We start from the raw sequence: 14,305 nt of genomic DNA on the forward strand, positions 1-14,305 counted from the left end.
GCCCAAGGGTTTTCACGGATTCCAGGGTGCGGGCGCGAAAACCCGCCCACACCGTCGCGACCGAGCCGCTCGGGTAATCCCCAGGAGTGAGTTCCCGTACCCCTGCGCGATCTGGGCGCGATTTAGCGCATCGTGACAATACGGACGCCGTCCGCGTCCCGCTGCGCGCCCGCGGTGCCCTTCGCCGCCGGAGCGCGCCACTCGCTGGCGGTGTTCCCGGCGACCCACTCACGCCCGGCGTACGTCACCCGCGCGATGTGCAGCTCCGAGGCGTTGGCCACGGCCCAGTGCGCCAGCTGCCAGCCGCGCTGCTCCGGGCTCCGCCCGGTCGCGGAACCCGGGTCGGCGTTCACTGGCAGCGTCACCGTCCGCCCGCCGGAGTCGTCCGTGCCGCCGCTCGGGGACGGCGTCGGTGTGGCCGCCGACGAGCCGCCCACCTGGGCGCCCGCCGGCTCGAGCACATCGCGCCCGAAGTCCCGCACCAGCGCCGTACGCACCCCGTCCGGGCCCGTCGCCCGGGTCGCGCCCGGGCGGCCCTCGCAGGTCAGCGTGGCCGCGGACTGGCCGGTGAGGGCGGCGGCGAGCAGCGCGGCGTCCGGCTCGTGCTTGGCGTAGGCCTGCGGGAAGCCGCTGCGCTGCACGCGCTGCGCGGCGACGGTCAGGGGCAGCCGGGTGTAGCCGGGCACCTTGACCAGGTGGTCGTAGAACTCGCCGGCCGAGTACGTCGGGTCCAGGATCTCCTCCCGCGTGCCCCAGCCCTGCGAGGGCCGCTGCTGGAACAGGCCGAGGGAGTCCCGGTCGCCGTGGTTGATGTTGCGCAGGCTCGACTCCTGCAGCGCGGTGGCCAGCGCGATGGTCACGGCCCGCTCCGGCAGCCCGCGCCCGGTGCCCACGGCGGTGATCGTCGCCGCGTTCACGGCCTGCTCGGGCGAGAACGTGTACGACGCCCCGTCGCCCTTGCCCGAGACGACCTTGCAGCCCGGTTCGCCCGTGCCTCCGGTGATGTACTGCACGACGAGGTATCCGGCGACCGCGAGCAGGGCCATGAAGGCGGACCCGCATCGGAAGAGGCGGCTGCGACGCTTGGGGGAGGACGGCTCTGGCACGCCGTACAAGGTACTGGAGAGTACGGAGGCCCATGTGCCCGGTGGGAAGAGTGGGCACCGGGTCTGGCGCGTTAGGGTCGACGGCATGGCCGACACCTCGCTTGACCTCACGCTGGACGCCGCGGAGCTCACCGCCCGGCTCGTCGACTTCCGCTCCGAGAGCGGCACCGAGAAGCCGCTCGCGGACGCGATCGAGACCGCGCTGCGCGCCCTGCCCCACCTGACGGTCGACCGGTACGGCAACAACGTCGTGGCCCGCACGAACCTGGGCCGCCCGGAGCGGGTGATCCTGGCCGGCCACATCGACACCGTCCCGATCGCGGACAACGTCCCCTCCCGGCTCGACGAGGACGGCGTCCTGTGGGGCTGCGGCACCTGCGACATGAAGTCCGGCGTCGCCGTCCAGCTGCGCGTCGCGGCCACGGTCCCCGCCCCCAACCGCGACCTGACCTTCGTCTTCTACGACAACGAGGAGGTCGCCGCGGAGCTGAACGGCCTCAAGCACGTCTCCGAGACGCACCCCGAGTGGCTGGAGGGCGACTTCGCGGTCCTCCTGGAGCCGTCGGACGGCCAGGTCGAGGGCGGTTGCCAGGGCACCCTGCGGGTGCTGCTGAAGACGGCTGGCGAGCGGGCCCACTCGGCGCGCGGCTGGATGGGCTCCAACGCGATCCACGCCGCCGCCCCGATCCTCGCCCGCCTGGCTTCCTACGAGCCCCGCCGGCCGGTCATCGACGGCCTGGAGTACCGCGAGGGCCTGAACGCGGTCGGCATCGGCGGGGGAGTGGCCGGCAACGTCATCCCCGACGAGTGCGTCGTCACCGTCAATTTCCGCTACGCCCCCGACCGCACGCCCGAGGAGGCCGTCGCCCACGTCCGGGAGGTCTTCGCGGACTGCGGCGTGACCGAGTTCGAGGTCGTCGACCACAGCGGCGCGGCGATGCCGGGCCTGTCCCACCCGGCGGCCAAGGCGTTCATCGAGGCGGTGGGCGGCACCCCGATGCCGAAGTACGGCTGGACGGACGTCTCCCGCTTCTCGGCGCTCGGCGTCCCCGCGGTCAACTACGGCCCGGGCAACCCCCACCTGGCCCACAAGCGGGACGAGCGCGTGGACACCGCGAAGATCCTCGCGGGCGAGGAGCGCCTGCGGAGCTGGCTGACGGCCTGATCCCGTCCGGGGCGCCCTCGTGTTTACGGCGCTTTATCGCGGACATGCTCACGTCCCTCGTTCGTAACCCGCGTAGATCTACGCTGAGGTGGAAAGACAGGCACGACGGAGGGAGCGCACATGGCGACCGGCAACCCCGAGGGGAAGAAGCAGCCGCCGGAGGAGAAGCGCCTGGGCCCGGTCCTCCAGAGGCGGGACCAGGTGCAGGCCAGCACCACCGACCAGCGGCTGCTGGACGAGCGAGCCCCCTCCGACTGGGTCCACACCGACCCCTGGCGCGTGCTGCGCATCCAGTCGGAGTTCATCGAGGGCTTCGGCACCCTCGCCGAACTCCCGCCCGCGATCAGCGTCTTCGGCTCGGCCCGGACCCCGGCGGACTCACCCGAGTACGAGGCGGGCGTCCGGCTCGGCCGGGGCCTGGTCGACGCGGGCTTCGCCGTCATCACGGGCGGCGGCCCGGGCGCGATGGAGGCGGCCAACAAGGGCGCCCTGGAGGCCAAGGGCATGTCGGTCGGCCTGGGCATCGAGCTGCCCTTCGAGCAGGGGCTGAACCCCTACGTCGACATCGGCCTCAACTTCCGCTACTTCTTCGTCCGGAAGATGATGTTCGTCAAGTACGCCCAGGGCTTCGTGGTCCTGCCCGGCGGCCTCGGCACCCTCGACGAACTCTTCGAGGCCCTCACCCTCGTCCAGACCCAGAAGGTCACCCGCTTCCCGATCGTCCTCTTCGGCAGCGACTACTGGGGCGGCCTCGTCGACTGGCTCCAGGGAACGGTCATCGCCCAGGGCAAGGCCGCGGAGAAGGATCTGCTGCTGTTCCACGTCACGGACGACGTGGACGAGGCGGTGGCGCTGGTGTCGAAGGAGGCGGGCCGCTAGCACGGGGCTGCGGCCGGGCTTCTTGCCCGGCTGTTTCCGGTGCGGGTGTGCTGGGCTTCTTGTCCGGCTGTTTCGGGCGGGCGCGCCGGGTTTCCTGTCCGACCGATCCAGGCGGGCGCGCCGGGCTTCTCGTTGGACCGATTCGGGCGGGCGCGCCGGGCTTCTCGTTGGACCGATTCGGGCGGGCGCGCCGGGCTTCTCGTTGGACCGATTCGGGCGGGCGCGCCGGGCTTCTTGTCCGACCGATTCAGGCGGGCGGCCCGGGCTTCCTGTCCGACCGATTCGGGCGGGCGGCCCGGGCTTCCTGTCCGACCGATTCGGGCGGCGGGTGGGCATAGGTCCGGGGGTCCAGGGGGCGGAGCCCCCTGGTACCTCGGGCCGAACGGCTCAGGCCAGCCCACGCCGGGCAACGGCAGGCTCCCGATGCCCGGCGATGGACGCCACCATGTCCAGCACCTGCCGCGTCTCGGCGACCTCGTGCACCCGGTACACCTGCGCCCCCAGCCACGCGGACACCGCAGTCGTCGCCAACGTCCCCACGACCCGCTCCTTCACCGGCCGGTCCAACGTCTCTCCCACGAAGTCCTTGTTGGACAAAGACACCAGCACCGGCCACCCCGTAGCGACCATCTCGCCCAGCCGCCGAGTCGCCTCCAGACTGTGCCGCGTGTTCTTCCCGAAGTCATGCCCGGGATCGATCAGCACCGATTCCCTCGGCACCCCCAGCGCGACCGCCCGCTCCGCCAGCCCGACCGTCACCTCCAGAATGTCGGCGACGACATCGTCGTACTCGATCCGGTGCGGCCGGGTCCGCGGCTCCGCACCGCCCGCGTGCGTGCACACCAGCCCCACCCCGTACCGCGCGGCGACCTCGGCGAGCCCCGGATCGACCCCACCCCACGCGTCGTTCAGCAGGTCGGCCCCGGCCTCGCACACGGCCCGACCGACGTCGGCCCGCCAGGTGTCCACGCTGATGATCACGTCCGGGAACCGCCGCCGCACCTCGGCCACGAACCCCACCGTCCGCCGGGCCTCCTCCTCGGCCGTGACCTCCTCGCCCGGCCCGGCCTTGACCCCGCCGATGTCGATGATCGCGGCTCCCTCGGCCACCGCCCGCTCCACGCGCGCGAGGGCCGGCTCGTCGAGGAAGGTCGCGCCCCGGTCGTAGAAGGAGTCCGGGGTCCGGTTCACGATCGCCATGATCACCGGCTCACGCGGCTCGAATTCCCGCCTGCCCAGCCTGAGCATCCCCTGTGACCTTCCTGGTACGTCCCCGTCTTCCGCCGCCTGCGACCCTAACTGTCAGACTCGCATGGCACGATCGGAGCCTGACAACATCCGTCTCCGAAGACTCCGAGACACCTGACCGTGGGGGCCCCGCGATGGTTATGTTCCTGTTCCTGGTCGTCGCGCTGGTCCTCGTGGTCGGCGCGGTGACCCTGGCCGTGCTGGGCGGCGGCGAGAACGGCCCGCTGCCCGAGGCCGCCCCCGAGCAGCTCCGCGACCCGCTCCCCCCGGACCGTCCGGTCGACCGCGCGGACGTGGAGAGCCTCCGCTTCCCGCTCGCCGCCCGCGGCTACCGCATGGGCGACGTGGACGACGCCCTCAGCCGCCTCGGCGCCGAGCTCGCCGAGCGCGACGCCCGCATCGCGGACCTGGAATCGGCCCTGGCGGGCGCCCGGGCGGCCTCCGCCCACGGGCCGGTGCACCCCTCGGGGGAGAACCACGTGTCCATGGACAAGCCCGGTCCGCGACAGGAGGACCGGCCGTGAGCGACGGCGCCGCCCTCCCCGGCCCGGACGGCGCGCCGCGCTGCCCCTGGGCCCTGTCCGCCCCGGAGTACGTCACGTACCACGACGAGGAGTGGGGCCGCCCGGTCCACGGCGACGACGCCCTCTTCGAACGGCTCAGCCTGGAGGCCTTCCAGTCCGGCCTGTCCTGGATCACGATCCTGCGCCGCCGCCCCGGCTTCCGTGCCGCCTTCGCCGACTTCAAGATCGCCTCGGTGGCCGCCTTCACCGACGAGGACCGCGAGCGCCTGCTGGCCGACACCGGCATCATCCGCAACCGCGCCAAGATCGACGCGACGCTCGCCAACGCGCGCGAGCTGACCGAGTGGGCCCCCGGCGACCTGGACGAGCTGATCTGGTCGCACGCCCCCGAGCCGGGCACCCGCCCGGTCCCGAAGGCGCTCTCCGACGTCCCGGCCGTCACCCTCGAGTCGACGGCCCTGTCCAAGGCCCTGAAGAAGCGGGGCCTGCGCTTCGTCGGCCCGACGACGGCGTACGCGCTGATGCAGGCGTGCGGCTTGGTCGACGATCACCTGGAAGCATGCGTGGCCAGAGGCGCCCTTTAAGGGGCGCGGGGAACTGCGCGACCAGCCACAAGCGGACCCGCACCCCTGGACGGCGCTACAGCCCTGCGCTCACCGCCCCAGGTACTTCGGCTTCTCCTTGTTGACGAAGGCCTGCACCGCGATCGCGTGGTCCTCTGAAGACCCCGCCCGCGTCTGCAGCTCGTCCTCCTTCTCGAGGGTCTCCGCCAGGGAGTGTGTCAGCCCGTAGGCCACGGCCTCCTTGAGCGCCGCGAACGCCACCGTCGGACCATCGGCCAGTGCCCGTGCCACCTTCTCGGCCTCCGCGCGCAGCTCGCCGGCGGGCACCAGACGGTTGGCGATGCCGAGCTCGTACGCCTCCTGCGCGCTGATGCTCCTCGGGAAGAGCAGCAGGTCGGCCGCCCGGCCGGGGCCGATCACCCGCGGCAGCGTCCAGGAGATCCCCGAGTCGGCGGTCAGCGCCACCCCGGCGAACGAGGTGTTGAACGCGGCCGTGTCCGCGACGATCCGGTAGTCCGCCGCCAGCGCGAAGCCGAAGCCCGCCCCGGCCGCCACCCCGTTCACGGCGGCGACGACCGGCTTCGCCGCCTCGGCCAGCGTCCGCACGATCGGGTTGTAGTGCTCCCGCACCGTGTTCATGGTCTGCCGCGAACCGGTCTCGCGGTCCTGGACCAGCAGCCCGATGTGTTCCTTGAGGTCCTGCCCGACGCAGAACGCCCGGTCACCGGCGGCGGTCAGCAGCACCGCCCGCACGGCGGCGTCGTCCGCCGCGGACCGGACCGCCTCCCGCAGGGCGACCTTGGCCTCCACGTTCAGCGCGTTCATCGCCTCGGGGCGGTTCAGCGTGATCGTCGCGAGCCCGTCGCTCACCTCGTAGAGCACGGTGTCGGCCATGGCGTATCCCCTCCGTGTCGCTGCTCGGGGACCTACCGGCCGGTAGGTCCCGGGTCTGCAGGACAGCATGACGGAGATCGCCGACGGGTGACCGCACCGGAGGTGTGACCTGCGTCAAAGAATTCTCGCCCGTTTTCGTTCGGCGGAAGTGTGTGCGGTGGCGGAGTATCGCAGCCACTTCGCCGAATTGAGTGGTTTTGCTCGCGTGCGTTGCCCAAGCGATGCCTACTGATGTTGGTCATCGGGTCCTGGCATGCGGGATAATGGCTTGGAAGCAATGTGTTCGATGCCGGTGTCGCGAGTCCTGCTCAGGGCCGCACGTGTGCCCTTCTCGGGGCCGACGGCTTTGACGATGAGCTGGGTTTCAGGAAGGGGAACGAGCATGGCGGCCATGAAGCCGCGGACGGGCGATGGCCCGCTCGAGGTGACCAAGGAGGGGCGGGGCATCGTCATGCGCGTTCCGCTCGAAGGCGGCGGTCGGCTCGTCGTCGAGCTGACCCCGGACGAGGCCGACGCGCTGGGCGACGCCCTCAAGAAGGTCGTCGGCTGAGGCGCAAGCGACCATACCCTTTCAGCTGCCCCGGCATCATGTGTGGTGCCGGGGCGGTTGTTTTCTCATCAACTTCCGTCTGCCCCGGCTCCCGCTCCGCTAACGTGCGATCCCGCTAGCGTTTCACCGCGCACAGCAGTCCGTCGCCCACCGGCAGCAGGGACGGCACCAGCTCCTGGCTCTCGCGCACCGTGCGCAGCAGTTCCCGCAGGCGCAGCACCTCCGTGGGCTGCGGTCCGGAGTCCACCGTCCGGCCGTTCGCGAAGGCGCCCTCGAAGACGACGAGCCCACCGGGGCGCAGCAGCCGCAACGATTCAGCGAGGTAGTCCATGACCTCGAGGCGGTCGCCGTCGCAGAAGACGAGGTCGTAGCCCGAGTCGGCGAGGCGGGGCAGCACGTCCAGGGCGCGGCCCGGGATGAAGCGGGCCCGGTTGCTGGCGAAGCCGGAGGCGCGGAAGGCCTGGCGGGCGAACTGCTGGTGCTCCGGCTCGGGATCCACCGTCGTCAGCACACCGTCGGGCCGCATACCGTGCAGGAGATGGATTCCTGAGACACCGCAGCCGGTCCCGATCTCCGCGACGGCCTTCGCGTCGACGGAGGCGGCCAGCAACCCCAGCGCGGAGCCCGTGCCGGGCGTCACCGAGCGCAGCCCCGCGTCACGGGCCCGGTCCCGGGCCCAGCGCAGCGCGTCGTCCTCGGCGACATAGGCGTCGGCGAACGCCCAGCTCGTCTGCCGGTTGCCGGTAATGACCCTCTCCTGTCCCCGTGAATGCCTCGGCGTGACTGTATCCGTTGGGTGCGGGAACCCGCAGATGGGACCGGTCGTTTAAAGGGATGAGCGAGCGGCGCGGGCCGGGACGGGGGGCAGGCGATGGACGAGGACACCGAGCAAGTGCCGTCGCAGCAGTACGAGGCGTATCAGCCCAGATCAAATTCTCGTAAAACCGCTTATCCGGTCCTAACGGGCGAGGTGGCTATGGTAGGGGCTCCACTGGACACCACCAGAGCTGACAGGGGAGGTGCGGCTGCGCCTGTGGATCGCGGAGGAGTGTTCAGGCGCTTCCTCGGATCAGCGGGCAGGCCGACATCCGTGAACGACACTGCTGACCACAGCCACGCCGCTGACTTCGCCCAGACCGCGACCTTCTCCACCGACGCGGACGGGCAGGCGTGGACTCCGCCCACCTGGGAGGAGATCGTCAGCACGCACAGCGGCCGGGTCTACCGGCTCGCCTACCGCCTCACCGGTAACCAGCACGACGCCGAGGACCTCACGCAGGAGGTCTTCGTCCGTGTCTTCCGCTCCCTGTCGACCTACACGCCGGGCACCTTCGAGGGCTGGCTGCACCGCATCACGACGAACCTGTTCCTGGACATGGTCCGCCGCAAGCAGCGCATCCGCTTCGACGCGCTCGGCGAGGACGCGGCCGAGCGGCTGCCCAGCAAGGAGCCCACGCCGCAGCAAATCTTCAACGACGCCCACTTCGACGCGGACGTCCAGCAGGCCCTCGACACCCTGGCCCCCGAGTTCCGCGCCGCGGTCGTCCTGTGCGACATCGAGGGACTGTCGTACGAGGAGATCGCCGCGACCCTCGGCGTCAAGCTCGGCACGGTCCGCTCGCGGATCCACCGTGGCCGCTCCCAGCTGCGCAAGGCCCTCGCGCACCGCTCCCCGGAGGCCCGTGCCGAGCGCCGCTCCTTCGTGCCCCGTGTTCCCGCACTGGGAGGAGGGGGCGCGAGCGCGTGAGCGGATCACGTCCTGAGTCCTTCGAGGGACACCTCGCAGAGCAGCACCTGGGAGACCGACTCTCCGCCCTGGTGGACGGAGAGCTCGGTCATGACGCGCGCGAGCGCGTACTGGCGCACGTGGCCACCTGCCCGAAATGCAAGGCGGAGGTGGACGCCCAGCGCCGGCTGAAGAACGTCTTCGCGGAGGCGGCTCCGCCCCCTCCCTCGGAAAGCTTCCTGGCCCGCCTGCAGGGACTACCCGCGGGGGGCGACCCGGACGGTGACGGTATGCCCCCGGGTGGCGGAGGGCTGCCCGGCGGACTGTCCGGACGGTTCGGATCGTCCGGGGCGTTCGGCGCCAAGCGCGGCGATCGGTTCGAGTTCGGGTACGCCCCGTCCCGGCCGCACATCCCCGTGCTGCCTGCCGGTGACCGAGGCCTTCCTTCGGGAAGCCGGGGTTTCCGGATCCACGAGGTCGGCCGGCCGGAGACCGAGAGGTCCTCCTCGCGGCTGCGGTTCGCGTTCGCTGCCGCCGGGGCCGTGTCCCTGGCCGCGATCGCCCTGGGCGGCGTCACCACCGGCACCCCTGGCGACACGGAAGCCCGCGGCGGCTCCGGCACGGGAAGCAATGTGACGCCGTCGCGCACGCAGGGGGCGGGCGCGACGACCACGCCCGAATCCCAGCGGCGCCGGGGCGCGGCGCCGCTGCTCGGACAGGTGCACGGCCAGAGCCTGCTCGGCCGGACCCCGGTCGCCCCGACCGAGGTGTCCGCACCGCTGCTGCCCGGAATGCCCCCCGCCGGAGGGCACCACGCCATGCACGCGCTGACCGCCCCCGTGGTGGCCGGTGCCGTGGCCATGTCCCCGTTGATACATCCGCTCGCGGCGGCCGCGCCGGCCGCCCTGACCTCGTGGTCCGCGATCCCCGAGAGCGCGGCACCTCTGCTCGCCGTGCCCCTCCCGGACGCGACCTCGTCCCCCTCGCCCCCCGCCTCCTCGCGGACGGCCCGCTGACCGGCCACTGCGCACCGGGCGGCGAACCTGATTGAATCCGGGGGTTGTCGCCCGCTGCCGAGGTGTGGCCGGGCGCCGATTCGACGAACCGCGGCACCGCGTCGAGCCGTGCCGCGGCTGTGGGGAGAGCATGAACGAGGGGAAGCCCACGAAGGCCAAGTGGTGGAGCCGTCCACGGCCGCAGGACGCTCCGGGGGAGCAGGGGGAGCCGGAGGGGCAGGGGGCGGCCCCGGCGGATTCCGTCGCCGCCGTCACCGACACCGACACCGACACCGACGGTGACTTCGAGCTGGCGCGGCCCGCCGTGCGGCAGGACGAGGACGCGGGTGACTACGAGCTGAGGCGTCCCGAGGAGCCCGCCGACACCGTCGCGGAGCCCGCCGTACCGGTCGGCGGTGCGCCCGAGCCGCTGCACGATCCCGACCCGTACAGCACCCCGCCCTACGGCGAACCGGGCCCCTGGGCGCCCGCGCCGCCCGTCCAGCACCCGGTTGCGACGCCGACGCACGGCACGGCGATACCGAGCCGGACACCCCAGCTGTCCATACCTGGCCCGGCCGCCCCGCCGGCGGAGCAGGCGGCCACTCCCGGCGTCCCGGCACCGGCGCCCGCCCCCGCTCCCGACCCTTGGCAGCGTTACGACCCCTGGGCGGCTCCCGCGGCCGCCGGGCCTCTCCAGCAGACCGGGGCCGGTGTACCCAGTACGGAACAACGGCGCAAGCGGGGCAGGAAGGCGCTGGTGGGTGCCGCCGTGCTGCTGGCCCTCCTGTCCGGAGGGATCGGCGGCGTAGCGGGGACGTATCTGGAGCGGAACGGCGGCATCGGGTCCGTCGAGCTGCCGCAGGCCGGGAAGGAGTCCGCGGGGCGTGACTCCGACAGTGTGGCCGGGATCGCCCAGCGGGCCCTGCCCAGCGTGGTTACCCTGCATGTGAAGGGCTCCGGCGAACAGGGCACGGGCACCGGCTTCGTGCTCGACGACCGCGGGCACATCCTCACCAACAACCATGTCGTGCGGCCCGCCGGATCCACCGGCGAGATCACCGTGACCTTCAACAGCGGGGAGAGTGCCCAGGCCGAGCTCGTCGGCCGGGACAGCGGCTACGACCTCGCCGTGGTGCGGGTGAAGGGCGTACGCGGACTCACCCCGCTGCCCCTCGGCAACTCGGACAACATGCAGGTCGGTGATCCGGTCGTGGCGATCGGCGCGCCCTTCGACCTGGCCGGCACCGTCACCTCCGGCATCATCAGCGCCAAGCAGCGGCCGATCACGGCGGGCGGCGAGAAGGGCGACGGCAGCGACGTGTCGTACGTCGACGCGCTCCAGACCGACGCGCCCATCAACCCCGGCAACTCCGGCGGGCCCCTGCTCGACTCCCGGGGCCGGGTCATCGGCATCAACTCGGCCATCCGCTCGGCGGACAGTGGCTCCGCACCGGACAGCGGACAGTCCGGCTCCATAGGCCTCGGCTTCGCCATACCCATCAACCAGGGCAAACGCGTGGCCGAGGAACTGATCAACACCGGGAAGGCGACCCACCCGGTGATCGGCATCACCCTGGACATGGACTACACGGGCGACGGCGCCCGGGTCGCCGCCGAGGGCAGCGAAGGCGGCCCGCCGGTCACCGCGGGCGGACCGGGTGCCAAGGCAGGGATCAAGGCCGGCGACGTCATCACCACGGTCGACGGTCAGCGGGTCCACTCGGGCGAGGAACTGATCGTCAAGACCAGGGCCCACCGTCCCGGCGACCGGCTGGAGCTGACCCTGGAGCGCGACGGCAAGGAACGGACGGTCTCACTCGTCCTCGGCTCCTCCGGCGGCAGCTGAGACGTGATGTCCGGGACGTACAGGACCCAACAAGGCAAACAATTCGGAAAGCGCTCCCACTCCCCGCACTCGGAGGTCTCGGGACAGTACCGGTCGGACAGGATCGCCGGGTACCGTGGATCCGGCCCGGACCACGGCAAGACCCGCACCGACCACCGAGGGCCTACCACCGAGGGCCGAGGACCGAGGACATCGCAAGGAGCTTCAGGTGTTCAATGACATAGGACCACTCGAGCTGGTGACGCTCATCGTCCTCGCCGTGCTCGTCTTCGGTCCGGACAAGCTCCCCAAGGTCATCCAGGACGTGACCCGCACGATCCGGAAGATCCGCGAGTTCTCGGAGAGCGCCAAGCACGACATCCGGGAGGAACTCGGCCCGGAGTTCAAGGACTTCGAGTTCGAGGACCTCAACCCCAAGGCGTTCATCCGCAAGCAGCTGGACAACGAGGACCTGGGGCTCAAGGAGATCCGCAACGGCTTCGACCTGAAGAAGGAGATGGCCGAGGTCACCGACGCCGTCCACAGCCGTGACTCCGACACGTCGTCCTCCGGCGCCGCCGGTTCGTCCGGGGGCCGTATCGACATGACGAAGAAGCCCGAGACCCCCGACCGCGACGACCGTCCGCCCTTCGACGCGGACGCCACCTGAGCGACCCGCGTGACGCGTTTCATACTCCGGTCGGGCTGTGTAGGGCCTGAACAAGGCCCCCGTGCGGCCCATGCGCCGGGCGCTTTCCCTGCTGCTCGCAGCGGTGTGGCTATGCTGCCGAGTTGTTGTGCGGACCGGAAGAGTACGCCCGAAGGGGGGCGGGCCGTTCCGGACCGACTAGAGCGAGGAGGCGTCCGGGCACATGGAGACGACGAGTCCAGGAGTCGCGCAGGCGCCGGCCGCGGAGGACGGACAACAGGTCCCCTCCGCCCGGCGTAACGTCGACGGCTACCTGCGCGCGCCCTTCCCGTGGTACGGCCTCGACGAGGCCTTCACGGGACCGCGCTGGCTGATGCAGGTCGGTACGACGGCCGACGGGGCCGTGGAACACGGGTCGGTCGGGCACGGAGACGAGCCCAAGGTGCGCAACGAGTTCGTGACCGGGGGTGATCAGGAGGCCAAGGAGAAGTTCGCGGTCGTGGTCACCGTCGCGGCGCATCCCTCGCGGCGCACGGCGGACGGTACGGGGCTGCTGGAGGCCACGTCGGTGTCCTCCGCGGCGTGGCTCGCGGGGGTGGGACTGCTGTCCTCCACGTGGCCCGGGCAGATGGACCACTCCCTGCGGGACGACTGGCTGGAGCAGCAGACCGAGACGGCGTGGGTGCTGGCGGACGACCTCGACGGGGCCGACTGGTCGACGTTGTCGTTGCCGGTTGACGGTGTGCCGACGGCGTTCCACTACCGGGAGTCCGAGTTCGGGTGGGTGCTGGCCGGGTCCACCTCGGCCGGGGTTCATGTCGGGGCGTACGGCAGGGGCATGAGTGCGTATGGGCTTGGCTTCGCCGTGGTGAAGGACATCGCCGCTTACGCCTGATCGAAGGGGCGCCGTGGGATATCGGCGCCCCTTCGCCGTAGGGGTTCCCGTGCGCGGGCGGCTGCGGGCCGTCGATGGCTGGCCGCGCAGTTCCCCGCGCCCCTGAAAAGCGCCCCTGAAAAACAGGGCGTTCTAGAACTTGTTCCTCGGAGTGATTCCCAGGGACAGGCCCGACAGGCCGCGCTGGCGGCCGCCCAGCTTGCCCGCGATGGCGCGCAGCGCGGAACCCGCCGGGGAGTCCGGGTCCGTCAGGACGACCGGCTTGCCGTCGTCGCCGCCCTCGCGGAGGCGGACGTCGATGGGGATGTTGCCGAGGACGGGGACGTTGGCGCCGGTCGTGCGGGTCAGGCCGTCGGCGACGACCTGGCCGCCGCCCGTGCCGAAGACGTCGACCATCTCGTCGCAGTGCGGGCAGGGCAGGCCGGACATGTTCTCGACCACGCCGACGATCTTCTGGTGGGTCTGTACGGCGATGGAGCCCGCGCGCTCGGCGACCTCGGCCGCCGCCTGCTGCGGGGTCGTCACGACCAGGATCTCGGCGTTCGGCACCAGCTGGGCGACGGAGATCGCGATGTCGCCGGTGCCGGGCGGCAGGTCCAGGAGGAGGACGTCCAGGTCGCCCCAGTAGACGTCCGCGAGGAACTGCTGCAGGGCGCGGTGGAGCATCGGGCCGCGCCAGACGACCGGGGCGTTGCCCGGGGTGAACATGCCGATGGAGATGACCTTCACGCCGTTCGCCGACGGCGGCATGATCATGTTCTCGACCTGGGTGGGACGGCCGTCGGCGCCGAGCATGCGCGGCACGGAGTGGCCGTAGATGTCGGCGTCCACGACACCGACCTTGAGGCCGTCGGCCGCCATGGCCGCCGCCAGGTTCACCGTCACCGAGGACTTGCCCACACCGCCCTTGCCGGAGGCGACCGCGTAGACGCGGGTGAGGCTGCCCGGCTTGGCGAACGGGACCTCGCGCTCGGTCTGGCCGCCGCGCAGGGCGTTCGCTAGCTCCTTGCGCTGCTCGTCGCTCATCACGTCGAGCGTGACGTCGACGCGGGTGACGCCCTCGACGCCGGAGACCGCGTCGGTCACGCGCTGCGTGATCGTCTCCCGCATCGGACAGCCCGAGACCGTGAGGTACACGGTGACCGCGACCGCCCCGTCCGCGCCGATCTCAACCGACTTGACCATCCCGAGTTCGGTGATGGGCTTGTGGATCTCGGGGTCGTTCACCGTCGCCAGTGCCTCGCGCACCGCGTCTTCCGTAGCCATAGGACGATGGTACGGCG

General features: G+C 71.6%; 15 protein-coding genes. 10 read left to right on the forward strand and 5 right to left on the reverse strand.

What is annotated here, in order from left to right; all coding sequences use genetic code 11:
- Positions 1-122 precede the first annotated feature (122 nt).
- Positions 123-1,046 carry a heavy metal transporter gene (locus ACFZBT_RS08040; RefSeq protein WP_391099890.1) on the reverse strand — a complete coding sequence of 308 codons (924 nt, stop codon included), beginning with the start codon at positions 1,044-1,046 and terminating at the stop codon, positions 123-125.
- 145 nt (positions 1,047-1,191) lie between these two features.
- Between ACFZBT_RS08040 and dapE the strand changes: the two genes are divergently transcribed.
- Positions 1,192-2,271: a succinyl-diaminopimelate desuccinylase gene (gene dapE, locus ACFZBT_RS08045; RefSeq protein WP_391099780.1), complete on the forward strand. Its 1,080-nt coding sequence runs from the start codon at positions 1,192-1,194 to the stop codon at positions 2,269-2,271.
- A gap of 120 nt (positions 2,272-2,391) precedes the next feature.
- Positions 2,392-3,150: a TIGR00730 family Rossman fold protein gene (locus ACFZBT_RS08050; RefSeq protein WP_391099783.1), complete on the forward strand. Its 759-nt coding sequence runs from the start codon at positions 2,392-2,394 to the stop codon at positions 3,148-3,150.
- A 387-nt stretch (positions 3,151-3,537) separates the two neighbouring features.
- On the opposite strand, the gene folP is transcribed toward ACFZBT_RS08050, so the two are convergent.
- A complete protein-coding gene (folP, locus tag ACFZBT_RS08055; RefSeq protein ID WP_391099786.1) occupies positions 3,538-4,398 on the reverse strand; it encodes a dihydropteroate synthase in 861 nt (286 codons plus the stop codon).
- A gap of 134 nt (positions 4,399-4,532) precedes the next feature.
- Between folP and ACFZBT_RS08060 the strand changes: the two genes are divergently transcribed.
- Positions 4,533-4,922 carry a DivIVA domain-containing protein gene (locus ACFZBT_RS08060; RefSeq protein WP_391099789.1) on the forward strand — a complete coding sequence of 130 codons (390 nt, stop codon included), beginning with the start codon at positions 4,533-4,535 and terminating at the stop codon, positions 4,920-4,922.
- Positions 4,919-5,506, forward strand: a complete 588-nt coding sequence (locus ACFZBT_RS08065; RefSeq protein WP_391099791.1) for a DNA-3-methyladenine glycosylase I — start codon at positions 4,919-4,921, stop codon at positions 5,504-5,506. The genes ACFZBT_RS08060 and ACFZBT_RS08065 overlap by 4 nt, the downstream gene beginning before the upstream one ends.
- 69 nt (positions 5,507-5,575) lie before the next feature.
- Here the strand turns inward: ACFZBT_RS08065 and ACFZBT_RS08070 are convergent, their stop codons facing one another.
- Positions 5,576-6,379 (reverse strand): enoyl-CoA hydratase-related protein, encoded by an 804-nt coding sequence (locus ACFZBT_RS08070; protein ID WP_391099794.1) that lies wholly within the window; start codon positions 6,377-6,379, stop codon positions 5,576-5,578.
- A gap of 382 nt (positions 6,380-6,761) precedes the next feature.
- On the opposite strand from ACFZBT_RS08070, the gene ACFZBT_RS08075 reads away from it, so the two are divergent.
- Positions 6,762-6,929, forward strand: a complete 168-nt coding sequence (locus ACFZBT_RS08075) for a DUF3117 domain-containing protein (RefSeq protein WP_003966491.1) — start codon at positions 6,762-6,764, stop codon at positions 6,927-6,929.
- A 115-nt stretch (positions 6,930-7,044) separates the two neighbouring features.
- Here the strand turns inward: ACFZBT_RS08075 and ACFZBT_RS08080 are convergent, their stop codons facing one another.
- Positions 7,045-7,743: a class I SAM-dependent methyltransferase gene (locus tag ACFZBT_RS08080; RefSeq protein ID WP_391099892.1), complete on the reverse strand. Its 699-nt coding sequence runs from the start codon at positions 7,741-7,743 to the stop codon at positions 7,045-7,047.
- Between the two features lie 162 nt (positions 7,744-7,905).
- Between ACFZBT_RS08080 and sigE the strand changes: the two genes are divergently transcribed.
- The 5 genes from sigE to ACFZBT_RS08105 all read left to right on the forward strand — a co-directional run bounded on the left by sigE (position 7,906) and on the right by ACFZBT_RS08105 (position 13,022).
- A complete protein-coding gene (gene sigE / locus ACFZBT_RS08085; RefSeq protein WP_391099797.1) occupies positions 7,906-8,676 on the forward strand; it encodes an RNA polymerase sigma factor SigE in 771 nt (256 codons plus the stop codon).
- Between the two features lie 71 nt (positions 8,677-8,747).
- Complete coding sequence (locus ACFZBT_RS08090) at positions 8,748-9,671, forward strand: zf-HC2 domain-containing protein (RefSeq protein WP_391099894.1); 924 nt, start codon at positions 8,748-8,750, stop codon at positions 9,669-9,671.
- A 130-nt stretch (positions 9,672-9,801) separates the two neighbouring features.
- The gene (locus ACFZBT_RS08095; RefSeq protein ID WP_391099800.1) at positions 9,802-11,499 is read left to right on the forward strand and encodes a trypsin-like peptidase domain-containing protein; all 1,698 of its coding nucleotides are present in this window, start codon (positions 9,802-9,804) and stop codon (positions 11,497-11,499) included.
- A 208-nt stretch (positions 11,500-11,707) separates the two neighbouring features.
- Complete coding sequence (locus tag ACFZBT_RS08100; RefSeq protein WP_391099802.1) at positions 11,708-12,148, forward strand: sec-independent translocase; 441 nt, start codon at positions 11,708-11,710, stop codon at positions 12,146-12,148.
- Between the two features lie 202 nt (positions 12,149-12,350).
- Positions 12,351-13,022 (forward strand): hypothetical protein, encoded by a 672-nt coding sequence (locus tag ACFZBT_RS08105; protein WP_391099804.1) that lies wholly within the window; start codon positions 12,351-12,353, stop codon positions 13,020-13,022.
- A gap of 132 nt (positions 13,023-13,154) precedes the next feature.
- Here ACFZBT_RS08105 and ACFZBT_RS08110 read toward each other — a convergent pair whose 3' ends face one another.
- Positions 13,155-14,288, reverse strand: a complete 1,134-nt coding sequence (locus ACFZBT_RS08110) for a P-loop NTPase (protein ID WP_391099807.1) — start codon at positions 14,286-14,288, stop codon at positions 13,155-13,157.
- Positions 14,289-14,305: the final 17 nt, after the last annotated feature.

Source organism: Streptomyces sp. NPDC008137, assembly GCF_042957035.1.
Lineage (GTDB): Bacteria > Actinomycetota > Actinomycetes > Streptomycetales > Streptomycetaceae > Streptomyces.